This is a genomic window from Picosynechococcus sp. PCC 8807 (assembly GCF_001693295.1).
GTDB lineage: Bacteria > Cyanobacteriota > Cyanobacteriia > Cyanobacteriales > MRBY01 > MRBY01.
Map to the genome: position 1 here is coordinate 611477 of NZ_CP016483.1, position 16530 is coordinate 628006.

The following is a 16530-nucleotide window of genomic DNA, read 5'->3' on the forward strand; positions in this document are numbered from 1 at the left end:
ATGGGCCTTTTGTGGATCGAGAAAATGAAAGATCATTCGGGGTCAGTGATGTCTAAGGCCCCCCGAATAATCACCACTGTGCGGTTTGTCCCCTTGGCGATCGCCTCCGGAATATTTCCATGGAGCGCCTTTTGAAATAAGCTTTCTCGGCTAGCTCCCAGAATGACCAGATCGTAGGTTTCTTCTTTGATTAAGCGGATTAAACTGTCAGCAATGTGGGACGAGCGAATAGGTAGGGGAATAATGGGAATTTCGACCAGGGGATCCAAGCCTCGCTTGGCCTTGACGAGCAGCGGAAAATGTTGGGGGCGTTGTTGGGGTTGATAGACCTGACAGAGGCAAATTTGAGACGGCAGGGAATAGCGCACCACCTCTGGGGATAGGTGCAACAGTGCCGGGATGAATTCCTGGGCGCGTTCGGCGTTGGGGCCACCCGCAATGGGAACGAGGGCGCGGATCTTGCCTGGTTGAACCTTAAACTGGAGGGGATGGGCGTGGCTCGTTTTCACCAAAATCACATCACAGGGCACTTTTTTCACGAGATATTCCATTACACTCCCGAACAGTTGCCCCCCTGGGTGGCGATCGCCTTGCCAACCCAAGATTAACCCCTGATCCTTGCTCGAAATTTCCTGAAGAATGGCCCCGGCCACATCGTAGGCGAGGATCACTTGGGTGTGGATTGAGATCCCCAATGTCTCCCCAAGGCGTTCCAGTTTTTCCATCAGATGCCGTTCTGGATAGGTGTTCATGTGGGCATCGGTGAGGGGATAGGTTGCTGCCACCTGCACCACATTCAGGCAATAGACCATGGCATTTTTTTCCTTGGCAATGGCTGCCGCAAAGGTGATGAGGGCTTCGGCGGTATTGGGATTGGCGATCGCCACCCAGAGTTTGCGCTTGTAATTGTCGCTGGTGTGGGTTTGATAAACGCAATAGGACGGCGTGCGCTGTACTGCATGGTGACTTTTCCCGAGGAGTTCCTGGGCCTCGGCACGAATAATATCTGACCGGGTAATAATCCCCTGGAGCTGATCATTATCGACGACAGGTAGGCGGGAAATTTGATAGCGATTGAGCAGGTACAACACATCACTGAGGGAAGCCCGGGGAGAGACCGTAATCACCTTGCGTTGCATCACCTGGGCCACCGTTAAATTCTTGCCCTGGGCCGCCATTTGGGCCAGATCTCCTTGGGTGACGATGCCGACGAGCTTGCCCTGTTTTAAAACCGGAAAACCCCGGTGGGGTGATTCGGAGAGGATGGGGACTAAATCTTTTAAGTTGAGATGGCTTTCGAGGGTTTCTACCTCCGGTTGCATCACCTGAGCGGCGGTGAGATCCGTTAACACTTGGGGATTTTTTTCCTCCTCTAGGTGAATGCCGCTGGCTTCCAGGAGATATTCGTAGATCGAACCTTTAAAAATGCTTTCGGCTACGATGAGCGCTGTCACCGAAGCCAGCATCAAGGGGAGGACTAAATTAAAATCTGTTGTCAGCTCAAAGACAATTACAATCGCGGTCACTGGCACCCGCGCCACCCCTGTAAAAAAAGCCCCCATCCCCGCAAGGGCGTAGGTATATTGGGTCGCCTCTGGCACAAAGATCTCGGCACAGGTACCCACCAAATAACCGAGGGCCGTGCCTAAAACGAGGGTCGGTGCAAATAGTCCCCCCGGTGCGCCGGAGCCATAGGCAATCAAGCTTAGGAAAAAATGGGCGACAAAGGCGATCGCAATTACCTGCCAGCCCGCATCCCCCGTGAGCAAAAAATCCCGTAGCCCTGCATTGTCTCGGAAAAAAGGCGGCAAAAACGCGACCACAGTGCCCGAAATCGCTCCGGCGATCGCCATCCGCACCCCCAAGCTCAAACGGAGACGACGATTAAACCCCAAAACCGTTAAGATACCGCGATTGAATAAAGCCCCCAAAACCCCTGCCAAGCCCCCCAACAGCAAATACCAGGGGATTTCTGCCAGATAAAAATTACTTTGATTCGCCGCGTTTAATAGTTCTGCGGGCAAATTCAGATCCGAAGTGCCAAACCAGCGGGAAACCACCGAACCTGTAAAAGAGGCAACGATCGCCGTTTCTAAGGTCAGCCCCGACATATCCCGCATCAGTTCTTCGACCACGAACAGTACCCCAGCAATGGGGGTATTAAATCCCGCCGCTAAACCCGCCGCTGCTCCGGCTGCAATCATTTGCCGTCGGTGGTTCGGGGTTGTCGGGAGCCATTGACTGAGTTGAGCTGCAAGAGCCGCGCCGATATGGACACTGGGGCCGCGCCGTCCGAGGGTTAATCCGCCACCTAGAACCAAAATCGTGCCAATGGATTTAGCTAAGGCTACCTTCCAATTTAGCGGCAGGGGAAATTGGGCCAGGACAACCTTGACCTGGGGGACACCGCCCCCCTTGGCTTCTGGGGCAAAGGTCTCTAGGAGATAGCCTGCCAACCAGCCGCAAACCACCCCAAACAGAGGCAGGATTAACCAGGCGCCGTATTGACGACTCAGGATGACCCGATATCCCCCCACGAAACCGATGCCTTGTTTGAGGAAAAGGGCCGCCAAACCGGAGATGACACCAATGAGGCAGGCTTCGATTAATAAATAGTTATTGTTTAAGCTGTGCTGGCCTAAGGATCGAAAAATCCACCAATTACGCACAGAAGCCATGGCGATCGCCCGTAAGATGCTTCAAAAGATTCAGAAACGCTGGTTTCAGCTTTCCCCTAGCAGATTAGCACGATCTTTCCCTGGGCCTTTCAGGAAAATTTTTGGCAAATTTTAGCTCAATCGTTGACAAAAAAACCTGACCTTGGCAGATCAGGTGATGCATTTTAGGGATGTAAAAGCTGATGGGTAATGCATTCACTCCTTAACGGGGCAAGGCATATTTAAAATCAGTGGAACCTTGGTAACCAGAAAGCTCTGCCAGGCGTTGTAGCGATTGGGTGCCAGCATAACGTTCCCCATTAATCTCCCAGGTGGGGAATCCTTCTAGCCCCGCGGCAGCACAAACATCAGGCTGGCCATTTTCTCCTTCGGGGGCGCATTCAATGTAGGGTACTTTGGCAAAGGCTTCTTTTCCGAACAACTGTTTTTGGTCGTAGCAGTGGGGACACCAGTAAGCGCCATATTCTTGCGCCCCAATTTCTGTGAGGTGTTCGGCTAGGGCAATTTCTGCGGGGCCAGAGGTGGTGGTGATTTCCCAGCCTGTGGGCGGTTCGGGGGCGCGGTTGGGGACTGGGGTAATAATTTCTTGGCCCTGGTCATTGAGCACCGGGACGCTACCTTGAATATCGCGTTCGATACTGTTGTATAAGCCGAGGGTGCCGAGGGCAGTAATAATCGCCACCACAAAAATTGTCAGGAACACTTCACCCCAATCATCCCAAAAGCGACCAAAGAGGGTTAATAGCAGAAAACTCGCGGCAAAGGTGGCCGAGGTGATGCAGTAGAGACAAACGCCGCCAATTTTCGCAAAGAGAATGTACATCAGGTAGGCACTAAACAGGCTCATGGCGGTGGCACCAATGAGGAGAAAGAGCCATGTCCAATCTTCGTATTTGTTCCGCAGTTTTTTGTTGTCTTCGGGATTAATCGCCAGGGGCACTAGGGAAAAACCGGCCATGGCGAGATAGGCGATCGCCCCAAACAGTGACAAGGGCAAGCCAAAGACAAAGGCGTAGGGACTAGAGAGCACATCACTACAGCTCGCTGCTGCTTCTGTACCACAGGCCACCTCTGCCCCGAAAAGTTTGGAGATCGTCAGGTAACTGGTGAGCAAAAAGCCAATGATGGCGATCGCCCCGATAATAGGGCGGGACCACTGATGGATCCAGGGTTGAGAACGTCGGCGTACCATAGCGCGTCAAAAAAATTCCAAGCAATAAATTGTCTACATCTTAAACCTGCGGGGCGGCGGGTTGCAGTTGGCTGACTAAATGGCGCAGTTCCGGCAAAATGAGTTTTTCCATGGCTAACCGCACCGCCCCAGTCGATCCGGGTAGGGAAAATAAAATCATCCCCCGATAGGTGCCTGCCACCGCCCGGGAGGCGATCGCCCTAGAGCCAATCTCCTCGTAGCTCAAGGCCCGGAAAATTTCCCCAAACCCCGGCAAGGTTTTTTCTAAATGTTTGGCCAGCATATCGTAGGTGTTGTCCCGGTGGGCGATACCGGTGCCGCCATTAAAAATTAAGGCTTCCAAATTCGCGTGGGCGAGGTGCTCTAAACGATGGGCGATCGCCTCTGGATCATCTTTAATCACCTCATAATCCCCGATTTCATGGCCTGCGGCGGTGAGTAATGCTTGAATTAACTGGCCGCTTTTGTCTGTTTCTGGCGATCGCGTATCGCTGACAGTGATCACCCCACAACGGACGACACGCGCAGCAGGATCAGGATGAGGTTGCAGCATGATCAGCAAAGATGATTAACAATGGTTGTGACAACAAACCCCTACAGGAGAAGTTAAAAAATGCTAGACGAACAGGCCAAAAAAACAATGCTCCTCCACATTCCCCACGCATTATATATCTGCGGTGTGCGGGATGGTGATGAGATGAATGGCTTTACTGCCAGTTGGGTGATGCAAGGTTCCTTTAAGCCCCCCCTCGTGGTCAATTGTGTCCGCTCCGATTCTGGTTCTCACGCCATGCTCAAAAAAACCGGCGTCTTTTCCCTGAGTTTTCTTGACGACTCCCAAAAAGATATGGCCGCCAATTTCTTCAAACCCAAACGTCGGGTCGGCAATAAATTTGAAGATGTGGAATTTTACGAAGGAGCTGAAACTGGCTGTCCAGTGATTAAAGATTCCCTTGGTTATGTGGAATGTAAAGTGGTCGGGGCCGTTGAACAGGGCGATCACACGGTCTTTGTGGGCGAAGTGATCGGCGCTGGCGTACACCGGGAAGGCAAAATTCTCGACCTGGCGAGTACGGGCTGGAGTTACGGCGGCTAAAAGTAAGGCTCTATTTTGCCGAAAACCGACCTAGTCTTTCAACAAAATTTTCCTGATTTAAAACGATGCCTCTGATTAAAGTTCAAACATCTTTACCACCCGCTTCCCAGGGGGATGTAGAAGCCCTTTTGCTCAATTTGTCCCGCAAACTCGCGGCGCACCTCGGTAAGCCAGAATCCTATGTGATGACCGCTTTTGAGGCCGGGATTCCCATGACCTTTGGGGGATCGATTGATCCAGCTTGCTATGTGGAGATCAAAAGTGTGGGCACCATGGGCGATCGCACCCGCACCATGAGTGAAGACTTCTGTAATGAAATTCACCAGAGTCTTGGTGTTGCCAAAAACCGTATCTACATTGAGTTTGCCGATGCCAAAGGCAGTATGTGGGGCTGGAATGGTTCGACTTTCGGTTAACCGTAGCCGATGACCAAAGCGATTCAATTAAGTTTGGGTTTATCTTGACAAACGCCAACTAATCCCAAGGAGCTGCCGCATCTATAAATTTGGGGCGGCTTTTTTTTGCGGCAAAGCTCACAATCTTTAGGCGATCGCCGGAGGCAAATTAGGCAATTTACAGTAGTTAAAAATACTTAGAATGGGACAGTTTGCTGATGTCGGCAGGATCAAAGAAACATTTCCTGGCTGATTGTTTCACAAAACAATTTAAAAATCCGAATATCTGCGCCAAAATGCGGAAAAAGTGAGCTTTGACGTCCAAATTCAAGCTTTATTTTCGCTGAGATAGTACAACGATCAATAGCTAGTTCTGATCGCTGTTTTTTGCAAAGCTATCTCAATTTCAATCAGGAGTTCCGATGAAAAGTCAAACAAAACGCCTAAGACGCGCTTGTAGTTATCTCGTCCTCGCCCTTAGTGCAATGGTTCCCTCGGTTGCCTTCGCCGGCCATACCAATACGATTTTGCACACGATGATGGATGGTAGCGCAGAGGTGCCAGAAGACGGCAATATGGAAATGCTTGTCGGTGATGCTAATGGTGAAGGCCATGCCTACGTTTTTGGCATTGATAATGATCCGACTACCCTTTGTTATTCGATGACGGTCACTGGGATCCAACTCGTTCCCGTCGGCTCTGGGATGGCGGCCCATATTCACGAAGGCGCAATGGATGAAAATGGCCCAGTGGTCGCAGTTTTAGCCGGGCCAGAGGATGGCAATGCTGCGGACTGCCTGACAGAAGGGGAAGAAGGGAAATTTCCCACGGGTGAAACCGGAATTGTGCAACGTATTTTAGAGAATCCCAGCGATTTTTATATCAATGTTCATAATCCCCAGTTCCCGAACGGTGCTATTCGGGGTCAACTGAGTTCTATTCATTCCCATTCTCATTAGGGATAGGGCTTACAGTTTCACAAGATTTTCTGCTGAATTTTTTGGGGCGATCGCCCGCAGTTTCTTTTGTTTTTCCGAGGGGAATTTCATCAAAGACTGCGGGTTTTTCTTGTGTGAATTTTAAGTCTAGACTAAACCTTACTGGAGGTAAGCGCCTTGGCTATCGGGGTGATCCATTTGGGGTAAGCCCATGCTGAAGTTCATTACCCGTGAGTCGAGGTTATAGCGGAGTTCACCTTTTTGGAGGAGGTCACGGATAAAGGCTTCTAGGTCAGAGCCGATCCGCCGCAGGTTGTATTCGGTCAAATCCTCGCCGCTGTTACTTTCCACGAGGGCATCGAACTGGCGATAGACTTTCTGGAGACTTTCTTCGGGCCAAACGAATTCGTTATCTGGATCGACATCCAAGGTGAGCACGGTTTCACTGGGGATTAATTCATTTTTCTGAATTTCGGCAGTGTAGATGCGGACGTGGCGGGTCGTGGATTTAAGCAGCATAGGACTTAACAGATAAGATGAAAATTATTCTGCAACAATTGCTATTGTGACATTTCCCCAGTGTACAGATAAAGTTTTCCTTGGTGCGGCGACGAACCCTGCGCCAGGGTTGCCAATCTCCCAAAAAGTAAGGCCCTTGTGGAAACGTCTGGGGCAGCTTGTAATTTTCGGTGTCATTTTACTCAATCTTTGGGGTTGTACTGGGACGGAGGCTCCCCGGGAATTTGCCCCGGACGGTGAGGTGATCCAACGGGCGATCGCCACCAAACTCAAAAGCCATTACCAACAACTGAGCCAGACCATTAATGCGCCGCCGCCCAACTTGGAACTGAAAAATATCCAGGTCAAAAAGCTCGATTCTTTTTTTCTCCAGGCACTGCCGGTTTATCACCTCCAGGGCACCTATGATGTGGTACTGAATTTTCCTTCCCAGCGCACAGAAAATCGTCGCCGCAATCCCTTTGAGGTTTATCTCCAGCGGCAACCGGAAGGAAAAACCTGGCGATCGCTCGAAAAAAATCCCCAGGGTTGGCGATCGCAACAACTCCCTCGATAGGCCGCATCCCCGTTTCCCTGAACCCTCTACAATAAAAGCAATCCGTCTTTGCCCGATTTCCCCGCCTATGTATGACGAAGAAGATTACCGTCCCGTCCGCCGTTTCCCAAAAGTCCCCCTAGACAGACGCTTTTGGGCTTTTTTTGTGGATTTTATCGTCGCTTGGATTGTCAGTGGCTTAGGGGGTTTAACCCTACAGTGGTTGGTTTTTCTCGTCGTCTGGTTTGGCCTGCGGGTCTTTCTCGTCAGCCGTAACCAGGGTCAAAGCCTGGGCAGTTGGGCCTTTGATATCAAAGTCATCGACATCCGTTATCGAGTGCCAGAAATTATCAACCTCAGCAAACGAGAAGGCATTTTAGGGTTTGCCGCCATGCTCGCCATGTATGGGATCCAAAGTTTTTTTCTGATGGGGAACGGCATTTCTTTGATTTTGTTAATCTCTCCCCTGTTGGCCTCCTGTGGCGTGGCGATCGCCGACGAAGAATTCAACCAAGCCTTCCACGATCGCATCGCCGAAACCTATATGATCCAAACCCAGCGCGGTTTTTCCCTAGATTTACGTCTCAAACAAATCCTTGCCGAGCTAAGACAAAATATGCAAAAATAGAAATTTGTGTGTAAACCTTAGCGATCCACAACCGCTAATCTAGTAAAAAATTATGGCAAGCAAAAAAGGCGTCCGCATTACCATCACCGTGGAATGCACCGAATGTCGCACCAATACCAACAAGCGCTCCAATGGCGTTTCCCGCTATACCACTAGCAAAAACCGTCGGAACACCACCGGGCGGCTCGAAATCAAAAAATTCTGCCCCCACTGCAACGCGCACACTGTCCACAAAGAAATTAAGTAGGTAATTCCTTTACCACTGAAATTTTATCGACAAATTTTTTATTTTTTAACGTTATTTATTAACCATGGCCTACTACCGTAAACGTCTTTCTCCGATTCCTCCTAGCCAGCCGATCGATTATAAAGATGTCGAACTCCTCCGCAAATTCATCACCGAGCGCGGCAAAATTTTACCCCGTCGGATCACCGGCTTAACAGCGCGTCAACAACGGGATGTCAATACCGCCATTAAGCGGGCACGGATGCTGGCCCTGTTGCCCTTCATCAACAAAGAAGGCTAAAGTGATGCCAAGCAATTCTAGGTGTTGAGTTTAGGATTGCTCTTGTATAGTCGCGTTAGGCAACAAAGCTGGTGGAAAAAGGACAACTGATTGAGTTTCGGCTACAGGGAGAACGAGTACTTGCTGTCGCTGAGCGTCCTGAAGGAAAAAAAGATTGGATCGTAATCGATGGACGGGGGCAATCCCATAAGCTGCGTCCCCAAAGGGTTGAATACACCGTGGCGGGTTCCCCCTACGATCCAACTGAGATCCCCAGCTTTTTCACAGAAAGTCAGGCATTAGTTGATCCCGACAATCTGGCCGTCGCCTGGGAGTTTCTCGTCGAAGCCTCGGAACCGGCAACCCCAGAATCCCTCGCGCAACTTTTGTTTTCGGCCAAAACGCCCCAGCAATGTTATGCCTGTCATCTGATGCTGGCGGAAGATAAGATTTTCTTCAAACGCAAAGGGGATTACTACGAACCCCGTGCAGAGGCGCAGGTCCGCGAAATTCAGCATCAGCTAGAAGTTGAAGCTCAGAAAGAACGTGAAAAAACAGAATTTTTACAGCGGGTTAACCAGGCGATCGCCGGAGAAACAGTAACCTGGGAAGACAGTGATCGGCAACGTTTCGAAAGCCTAGAAAAATTTGTCCTCTACCCGGAGCAGTCAGCCAGAGCCGCCCACGATCTCCTCGAAATGCTGGGGCGATCGCCCACGACAGAACAGGCTTTCCGCCTCTTGGTCTCCCTTGGCTGGTGGAGTTCCCACGAAAATCTTGCTCTCCTCCGGAGCGGTTACCCCAGAAAATTTTCTCAGAAGGTACTCGATGTGTCCCATGCCCGCCTGTCAGCCTCGCCCGGTGATACCGATGAGGGGAACCGTATCGATTTAACCCATCTCAAGACCTACACCATTGACGATGAGAGTACCTCAGAAATTGACGATGGCCTCAGTATCGAAACCCTAGAAAGCGGTCGCCATAAAGTTTGGATTCACATCGCGGATCCCACACGACTATTGAGCCCAGGGGATGAACTCGATCTAGAAGCCCGGCGTCGTAGTACCAGCCTCTATTTGCCCACGGGGATGATCTCCATGTTCCCGGAAGAGCTGGCGACGGGGCCGATGAGCTTACGCCAAGGTCAGGTCTGTGCCGCCCTCAGTTTTGGGGTCTTGCTCACAGAAAATGGGGCGATCGCCGATTATGAAATCACCCCCAGTTGGGTGAAGCCCACCTATCGCCTCACCTATGACGATGTGGACGAAATGCTCCATCTGCGGATCCAGGCCGAATCAGAAATCGCCCTCCTCGCGGATTTTGCCCACAAACGCCGAAAGTGGCGGGATGCCCAAGGCTCTATCAGTATCAAGATGCCAGAAGCCTCCATTAAGGTGCAGGACGAAAACATTTTTATCGAAGTCCTCCATGCCTCCATGTCCCGGGAACTGGTTGCTGAAATGATGATCCTCGCTGGCGAAGTGGCAGGCCATTATGGGCGTACCCATGGTTTACCCCTGCCTTTCCGGGGACAACCCCAACCGGAACTCCCCCCCCAAGAGGAACTATTATTATTACCCGCCGGGCCTGTGCGCGCCTGTGCGGTACGGCGTTGTATGCCCCGCAGTGAAATGGGCACCAATCCTGTACGCCATGCCAGTTTGGGGTTAGATTCCTATATCCAAGTCACATCGCCCATTCGTCGTTACACTGACCTGTTGGCCCATTTCCAAATCAAGGCCCATCTGCGGGGGGATGAACTGCCTTTCTCGGTGGATGAACTCAAGGAAATTCTCTACAGCGTTGTCACTTCCAGTCAGGAAGCCGTCCATGTAGAGCGCCAAACCAACCGCTATTGGAGCCTCGAATATTTACGGCGTAATGCGGATCAAGTATGGCAAGGGTTAGTCCTACGCTGGCTCCGGGAAGATGAAAAGTTAGGCATTATCCTCCTGGAAGAACTGGGTCTAGAACTTCCCCATCGCTTTGAACGGGCCGTTGCCTTGGGCGATCGCCTAGAAGTAAAAGTAAGCCAAGCCGATCCCCATAAAGATGAAATTCGCTTCCGGGAACTGCTCGAAACAGAGATTGCGGCGGCTTCCTAGGATCAAAAGCAGTCAAAACATCAAGATTTATAACAGACTCTGCGGGTTCCCCATTGAGAAATATTGCAGTTCTCTGGAGGGCGTCCGTTGTTTCTCCTGGGCATGGTAACCTCATAGCCAGCGAACTTGAAATGTTTTCGAACAACTGTGAAAGCAATGACTGCTATTTACTCTACAAAGAATCAAGTCAATCCCTGGGCAGAAGAGATGGGTGAATACGTGGCCCAACTGCAACTCCATATGGCACTCCAGGCCAAGAATCTCGTGCCTTCCCTAGAACATCCCCAGGATGGTCGGCATCAGTTGCTCCATGAATCCCAACTCCACTTGGAAAAATTGGCTTCCCGCCAAATTGCCTAAAAAAATCTAGGGGTGATGCTCGGAATCTTATCGGGTTTAACTCCTAAAAGGTTTAACTCCTAAAAATCAAACAATCTTCTAGGCGTTGTAAAGCTCCCTGCCATTGAGCATAGCCAGCATCGCTCAAGTGGAGGCCATCGGTGGTTAGCTCCGACCGGAGTCCACCATTAGCGTCGGTGAATAAAGGATAAAGATTGAGGTAATTGACACCTTCTTGGGAGGCGATTGCCTGGAGTTGTTGATTAATACGAATGGCCCGGTCTTTGCGTAAATAACCGTGATTCGTGGGTAAAAGGGACTGCACGACGATCACCGTCTCAGGATGTTGGCAGCGCAATTGACGAATGATTATCCGCAGATTATTCAGTACCGTCGTCTCAGAAACTCCCTGCTTGAAATCATTGACTCCGGCCATGAGATAAATCGTGTCTGCTTGGAGGCCATGAAGCGTTCCGAGGCGCGCCAGGATTTGACTCGTATTTTCACCTGAAATCCCTTGGTTCAGCCAAATTTTAGAAGCCGGTAAAAGATCATTGGGAAACCAGAGGCTCAAGGAATCCCCCAACAAAATGCCGAGGGACTGCCGCCCTCGATATTGGGCCGCCAAGTGTACTTCTTGGCTCAAGAGCTGTTGCCACTGCTGATAGGTGGGTTGGGGAGCGCCATTTGTCCATAGCCGGGTACTTGCCCCTGCCTTAAGGGTGGTTTGGATCTGTCCCCGTAATAAAGCATTGAGACGAAAAGTATAGAGTTGCGCCCCGGAACGAAAGCGAGGGCTAGCTAAATATTGCGGTGTCGCTGTTGCCCAAAGGTTGGTGGCCGTTGGATTGCTTGCCCTTTGGACACAGGTTTGGGAGGCGATCGCCTTGACTGAATGAACAGTAGTCGGTGTTCGGCATAATAGATTCGCAACTAAAAATAACGGTTCTGACATGGCAATTTCCAGGGCAAATACCTTCTAATTATTGTCCCAAAACGAAAAGTTGCCGATAAATCCGTCAAGAATAAACCCTTTAATGATCCAGGGGTTTGTTACATTAATCTGGTAAAACGCGACCAGGAAGCCTCTGGTTATTCTGCCCCGTTTTTTGACCGAAGCCAAACCTCCCCGGACAACTTTGGTCCCTACGCTTGTCGTTACCTTGTAATCAAAAATTCATGCCGTATTTTCAATCGTTCCTTCTCAATGCGCCCCCCGCTAGTGAAGCAGCGGAACCCTCCATTATTCTGGCTGCGGTGCTACTGAGCCTTGTGGTCATCTACTTTGCGAGTAAAGTGGGCGGAGAGCTTTGTTCCCGCATCAATCTCCCCCCAGTACTGGGCGAATTAGTCGGCGGAGTATTGGTGGGCGTATCTGCCCTGAGTTTACTGGTCTTTCCAGAAGGGGGCATCGAAGCGTCCCAATCACTACTGATGCAATTTCTGCAAAATACAGCCGGTTTAAGTCCAGAGGCAGCCCCGGCAGTGTTTGCCACCCAAAGCGAAGTAATTTCTGTCCTCGCAGAACTAGGGGTCATTATCCTTCTGTTTGAAATTGGTCTTGAATCGGATCTACAAGAATTGATTAAAGTTGGCCCCCAAGCCGCCATTGTCGCCGTGGTTGGGGTTGTGGCACCTTTTGCTGCAGGGACAGCAGGTTTAGTCTTTTTATTCCATCTCAGTACAGTGCCAGCGATTTTTGCGGGGGCAGCCCTCACGGCAACCAGTATCGGGATTACCGCGAAGGTGCTAGCAGAATTGGGTCAACTGACCACCAAAGAAGGACAAATTATCATTGGCGCGGCTGTACTCGATGATGTCCTCGGCATTATTGTCCTCGCTGTGGTTGCAAGCTTGGCGAAAACAGGAGAAGTGCAGGTTGTCAACACTATCTGGCTCATTGTGAGTGCTGGGGCGTTTCTCATTGGTGCGATTATTGTCGGTCGTCTCCTGAGTCCTTTATTTGTCAGTTTGGTGGATGGGATGAAAACCAGAGGCCAACTGTTAACTGTATCCGTCGTTTTTGCTTTTGTGCTGTCCTACATTGCAACGGTAATCCAACTGGAGGCGATTCTTGGAGCTTTTGCGGCTGGACTGATTCTGGCGGAAACGGATAAACGGGGCGAACTAGAAGAACAGGTATTGCCGGTGGCGGATTTGTTTGTGCCGATCTTTTTTGTTTGCGTCGGCGCAAAAACAGACCTCAGTGTCCTCAACCCGGCTGTCCCCGCGAACCGTGAGGGATTAATTATTGCCGCCTTTTTGATCGTGGTCGCAATTGTCGGTAAGGTCATTACGGGCTTTACCGTCTTCGGCCAAGACCAGTTGAACAAGTTGGCGATTGGGGTAGGCATGATTCCCCGGGGCGAAGTGGGCCTTGTGTTTGCAGGGGTTGGTTCGGCCAGTGGCGCCCTCTCGGAATCGACGGAAGCGGCAATTATTATGATGGTCATCTTGACGACATTTATTGCACCGCCATTTTTGCGTTTGGTCTTTAAGGAACCCCAGGCGGCGATCGCCACTGGAGAGACGCCGGAGAAGCTACAATAATTCAGCCTTGGGCAACCATTGAAACATATCCTAAGCGACCCACGTCCCTTGGGAGAAGGTAGGAAGAGGTTTTATCTCTATCCACCGGAATTGTTCTATATCTTGAGGGCGTGGCATTTTCCCTTGTGAGTCGAGGATTTTTAACTGTGAGATTTTTCTGGTTTTTTCTGACGCTACTGACGCTATCCACTTGGCAACTACCGGCTTGGGCAGGTCAATTGGTCTTTTGGGAATTTAATACCCAACGACGTCAATTGCAGTTTCGCACCAATGAACGGGTGCAGCCCGAAGCGCAACTGATCCCAGATCCCAGCCGTTTGGTGATTGATTTACCGGGCACTGTCCTGGGAAGCTCTACGGTCAATCGCAGCTATGGCGGCAAAATTACGAGCGTACGGCTAGGTCAGTTTGCGCCAGATGTCACACGGTTGGTGGTGGAATTAGCCCCTGGCTATACCTTAGATCCTGAGGCAATTCGTTTTGAAGGGCGATCGCCGACGGATTGGGTTGTGAATTTACCAGAACCTGAACTCATTCCCGTGGCCCCAGTAGCTCCCAGTACCCCAGAAATTTTTAACAATTCTGCCAATCCTGGAAATCCCAGTAACGCCGCTCCAGAAGAAGCTTTTTTTAATAACTTGGTGCGGGTGACCCAACAGGGATTCCTCGTGAACCTGGATCCCCGGCCCGGTAGTCGCATCACTACCGACCAAGATGGTGATCGCCTTACCTTTACCCTGCGGGATTTGCAGTTGCCCCGGAGCTTAGAAAATCAGACCCTAGATGTTAACCGCTACAAAGTCCGCCAAATCAAATTTGAGCAACCCAGCCGTACCGAAGCCCGCATTACCTTAAATTTAGAACCCGGTAGCCCTCGGTGGCGCGCGCTGTATACCACCTACGGTGATGGCGGTTTGGTACTGCTTCCGGATGGGGGCACCAGTAGCCTAGGGGGAAGAGAAACCGGGGCGATCGCCGTCCCCACCCAACAATCAGTCGCCACAGCTCAACCCCAACAAACCATCGTTGAAGCCCTAGAACTTGCCCGCAACAGTACCCAGTTAGTCATCCGTGGCAGCGATCGCCTCCAGGCCGACGGTGGTTGGAATCGAAACGAAGGTCTTTACCAAATTCGCATTAACAACGCTCGCCTTGCTCAACCTGTGCGTGGCCCCCAGTGGGGTGGAGATAGTCCCATTTCCCGCATTGCCATCCGCCAGGAAACGGCCAATACGGTGCTCGTCCAGATTGAACCTGCCGAGGGAGTCCAAATTGGAAGTCTCAGTCAACCCAACGCTCAGTTCCTTGCCCTAGACCTCAATCGTCCCCAAACAACAAGTTCTCTGTTTGTGCCGCCGGCCCCAACGGCACCGCCCCCCACAACCCAAGCGGTACTGCCAAATTTTCGCCCGCCCCGGAGCAATATTATGGTCATGATCGACCCCGGCCACGGTGGTCGTGATCCCGGTGCTGTGGGGATTGGCGGCCTACAGGAAAAAAACGTGATTCTTCCCATCTCCCAGGAAGTAGCCCGAATTTTACAACAAAGTGGCATCACAGCCCGAATGACCCGGGATACGGATTATTTTGTCAGCCTAGAAGGACGTACTCAACTGGCTAACAATGCCAATGCCGATTTATTCGTGAGTATCCACGCCAATGCCATCAGCATGAGTCGCCCCGATGTGAACGGCTTGGAAGTGTACTATCACCAAAGTGGTCGAGCCTTAGCTGAATCCATCCACCGCAACATTATGCGACGGATCCAAATGCGAGACCGGGGTGTGAGAACGGCGCGCTTTTATGTATTGCGTAATACATCGATGCCTTCAGTGCTCGTGGAAACAGGTTTTGTCACGGGTCGGGAAGATGCTCCCCGCTTGAATGATCCTGCATTTCGGAGCCAAATGGCCCAGGCGATCGCCGCTGGCATCCTGGAATATATCCAAAACAATGTGCGCTAGCCCAGGGGGTTGCCAGAAAATCAGTAATTCGCCACAGAAATAAGCGCAAATACCTTAAAACTGCGCTAATCTTTGTTTAATTTATTTGGTGTGAACGAGAATCTATGGGCAACCAACAGCAACACCCCATTGGCATTTTTGACAGTGGCTTGGGGGGCATCACCGTCCTTCGAGCCCTTTACCGACAACTCCCCCAAGAGTCGATTATCTATTTTGCCGATACGGCCCGATTACCCTATGGTGATCGTTCACCCGAAGAGTTGATTCAATATGTGCGCGAAATTCTGACTTGGATGGAAGCCCAAGGGGTGAAGATGGTGGTGATGGCTTGTAATACAAGCTCGGCGATCGCCTTGGACGTGATCCGCTCAGAATTTAAGACCCCCGTTTTAGGGCTGATTCTTCCCGGAGCAAGGGGGGCAGTCAGTCAAGGGAAACGCATCGGGGTGATCGCTACTCAGGCCACAGTGAATAGCGGCGCTTACCAAAACGCGATTCTGGAAGCGAACCCAGAGGCGGCGGTGTGGCAAATGCCCTGCCCAGAATTTGTCCCCCTCATTGAGGCCAATCGCATTAACGATCCCCACACGAAACGCATTGTTCAGAAACGTCTGCAACCACTCCTCGAACAGGGCATTGATACCTTGGTTTATGGGTGTACCCACTATCGCCACTTGTCTGGGGTAATTCAATCAATTTTGCCGAGCCATGTGATTTGTGTCGATCCGGCGGAATATGTGGTCAGTGCCACGGAACAGGAATTGGAATTGATGGGTTGGAAAAATCCCCAGTCACCTTTACCAACCCGCTTTGCGGTGAGCGGTTGCCCAGACCAGTTCGCCCAATCGGCGAAGGGATGGCTTGGACATCAGCCCCTAGTGGAACAGGTGGACTTAAAAAACCTCATGGTGAATACATCGCCCCTTTCGATCACCAATGGCTAAAGGGCGATCGCCTGCCTGAAACAGGTGTCCCTACGAGCGATCGGGCCAGGGTAGACCCGCAAAAAAGAGCCGTTTTCTGCTGAAACGAATCCATTGCCATACAATATAGAATATGTAAATTTTCGTAAATTTCGTTTCCCT

17 protein-coding genes are annotated in these 16530 nt (G+C 51.0%); 12 read left to right on the top strand and 5 right to left on the bottom strand.

Features of this window, described 5'->3' with window-relative positions:
• Positions 1–32: 32 nt before the first annotated feature.
• The 3 genes from AWQ24_RS02930 to AWQ24_RS02940 all read right to left on the bottom strand — a co-directional run bounded on the left by AWQ24_RS02930 (position 33) and on the right by AWQ24_RS02940 (position 4423).
• Complete coding sequence (locus tag AWQ24_RS02930; RefSeq protein ID WP_065715961.1) at positions 33–2678, bottom strand: chloride channel protein; 2646 nt, start codon at positions 2676–2678, stop codon at positions 33–35.
• A 202-nt stretch (positions 2679–2880) separates the two neighbouring features.
• The gene (locus AWQ24_RS02935) at positions 2881–3870 is read right to left on the bottom strand and encodes a vitamin K epoxide reductase family protein (protein ID WP_062432370.1); all 990 of its coding nucleotides are present in this window, start codon (positions 3868–3870) and stop codon (positions 2881–2883) included.
• Positions 3871–3910: 40 nt separating this feature from the next.
• Complete coding sequence (locus tag AWQ24_RS02940) at positions 3911–4423, bottom strand: molybdenum cofactor biosynthesis protein B (protein WP_012306196.1); 513 nt, start codon at positions 4421–4423, stop codon at positions 3911–3913.
• 60 nt (positions 4424–4483) lie between these two features.
• Between AWQ24_RS02940 and AWQ24_RS02945 the strand changes: the two genes are divergently transcribed.
• From AWQ24_RS02945 to AWQ24_RS02955, 3 genes are all read left to right on the top strand, one after another.
• Positions 4484–4966: a flavin reductase family protein gene (locus AWQ24_RS02945; protein WP_012306197.1), complete on the top strand. Its 483-nt coding sequence runs from the start codon at positions 4484–4486 to the stop codon at positions 4964–4966.
• 65 nt (positions 4967–5031) lie between these two features.
• A complete protein-coding gene (locus AWQ24_RS02950; RefSeq protein ID WP_065715962.1) occupies positions 5032–5382 on the top strand; it encodes a phenylpyruvate tautomerase MIF-related protein in 351 nt (116 codons plus the stop codon).
• A 401-nt stretch (positions 5383–5783) separates the two neighbouring features.
• The gene (locus AWQ24_RS02955) at positions 5784–6320 is read left to right on the top strand and encodes a CHRD domain-containing protein (protein WP_065715963.1); all 537 of its coding nucleotides are present in this window, start codon (positions 5784–5786) and stop codon (positions 6318–6320) included.
• 138 nt (positions 6321–6458) lie between these two features.
• Here AWQ24_RS02955 and AWQ24_RS02960 read toward each other — a convergent pair whose 3' ends face one another.
• Complete coding sequence (locus tag AWQ24_RS02960; protein ID WP_012306200.1) at positions 6459–6818, bottom strand: NAD(P)H-quinone oxidoreductase subunit M; 360 nt, start codon at positions 6816–6818, stop codon at positions 6459–6461.
• 46 nt (positions 6819–6864) lie between these two features.
• Here AWQ24_RS02960 and AWQ24_RS02965 point away from each other — a divergent pair, with 46 nt between their 5' ends.
• The 6 genes from AWQ24_RS02965 (at position 6865) to AWQ24_RS02990 (ending at position 10952) form a co-directional block, all read left to right on the top strand.
• Entirely contained in the window at positions 6865–7374 is a 510-nt protein-coding gene (locus tag AWQ24_RS02965) for a hypothetical protein (RefSeq protein ID WP_083993482.1), read from the top strand.
• A gap of 67 nt (positions 7375–7441) precedes the next feature.
• Complete coding sequence (locus AWQ24_RS02970) at positions 7442–7981, top strand: RDD family protein (RefSeq protein WP_012306202.1); 540 nt, start codon at positions 7442–7444, stop codon at positions 7979–7981.
• A gap of 52 nt (positions 7982–8033) precedes the next feature.
• The gene (gene rpmG / locus AWQ24_RS02975) at positions 8034–8228 is read left to right on the top strand and encodes a 50S ribosomal protein L33 (RefSeq protein ID WP_012306203.1); all 195 of its coding nucleotides are present in this window, start codon (positions 8034–8036) and stop codon (positions 8226–8228) included.
• A gap of 64 nt (positions 8229–8292) precedes the next feature.
• Positions 8293–8508, top strand: coding sequence for a 30S ribosomal protein S18 (gene rpsR, locus AWQ24_RS02980; RefSeq protein WP_012306204.1), 216 nt, complete (start codon positions 8293–8295; stop codon positions 8506–8508).
• Between the two features lie 71 nt (positions 8509–8579).
• Complete coding sequence (locus AWQ24_RS02985) at positions 8580–10592, top strand: ribonuclease catalytic domain-containing protein (RefSeq protein ID WP_065715964.1); 2013 nt, start codon at positions 8580–8582, stop codon at positions 10590–10592.
• A 156-nt stretch (positions 10593–10748) separates the two neighbouring features.
• A complete protein-coding gene (locus AWQ24_RS02990) occupies positions 10749–10952 on the top strand; it encodes a hypothetical protein (RefSeq protein WP_012306206.1) in 204 nt (67 codons plus the stop codon).
• 52 nt (positions 10953–11004) lie between these two features.
• On the opposite strand, the gene AWQ24_RS02995 is transcribed toward AWQ24_RS02990, so the two are convergent.
• A complete protein-coding gene (locus tag AWQ24_RS02995) occupies positions 11005–11886 on the bottom strand; it encodes a GDSL-type esterase/lipase family protein (RefSeq protein WP_065715965.1) in 882 nt (293 codons plus the stop codon).
• Between the two features lie 224 nt (positions 11887–12110).
• On the opposite strand from AWQ24_RS02995, the gene AWQ24_RS03000 reads away from it, so the two are divergent.
• The 3 genes from AWQ24_RS03000 to murI all read left to right on the top strand — a co-directional run bounded on the left by AWQ24_RS03000 (position 12111) and on the right by murI (position 16389).
• A complete protein-coding gene (locus tag AWQ24_RS03000; RefSeq protein WP_065715966.1) occupies positions 12111–13481 on the top strand; it encodes a cation:proton antiporter in 1371 nt (456 codons plus the stop codon).
• A 146-nt stretch (positions 13482–13627) separates the two neighbouring features.
• On the top strand, positions 13628–15445 hold the full coding sequence (locus AWQ24_RS03005) for an N-acetylmuramoyl-L-alanine amidase (RefSeq protein WP_065715967.1): 1818 nt from the start codon (positions 13628–13630) through the stop codon (positions 15443–15445).
• Positions 15446–15549: 104 nt separating this feature from the next.
• Positions 15550–16389 (top strand): glutamate racemase, encoded by an 840-nt coding sequence (gene murI, locus AWQ24_RS03010; RefSeq protein ID WP_065715968.1) that lies wholly within the window; start codon positions 15550–15552, stop codon positions 16387–16389.
• Positions 16390–16530: the final 141 nt, after the last annotated feature.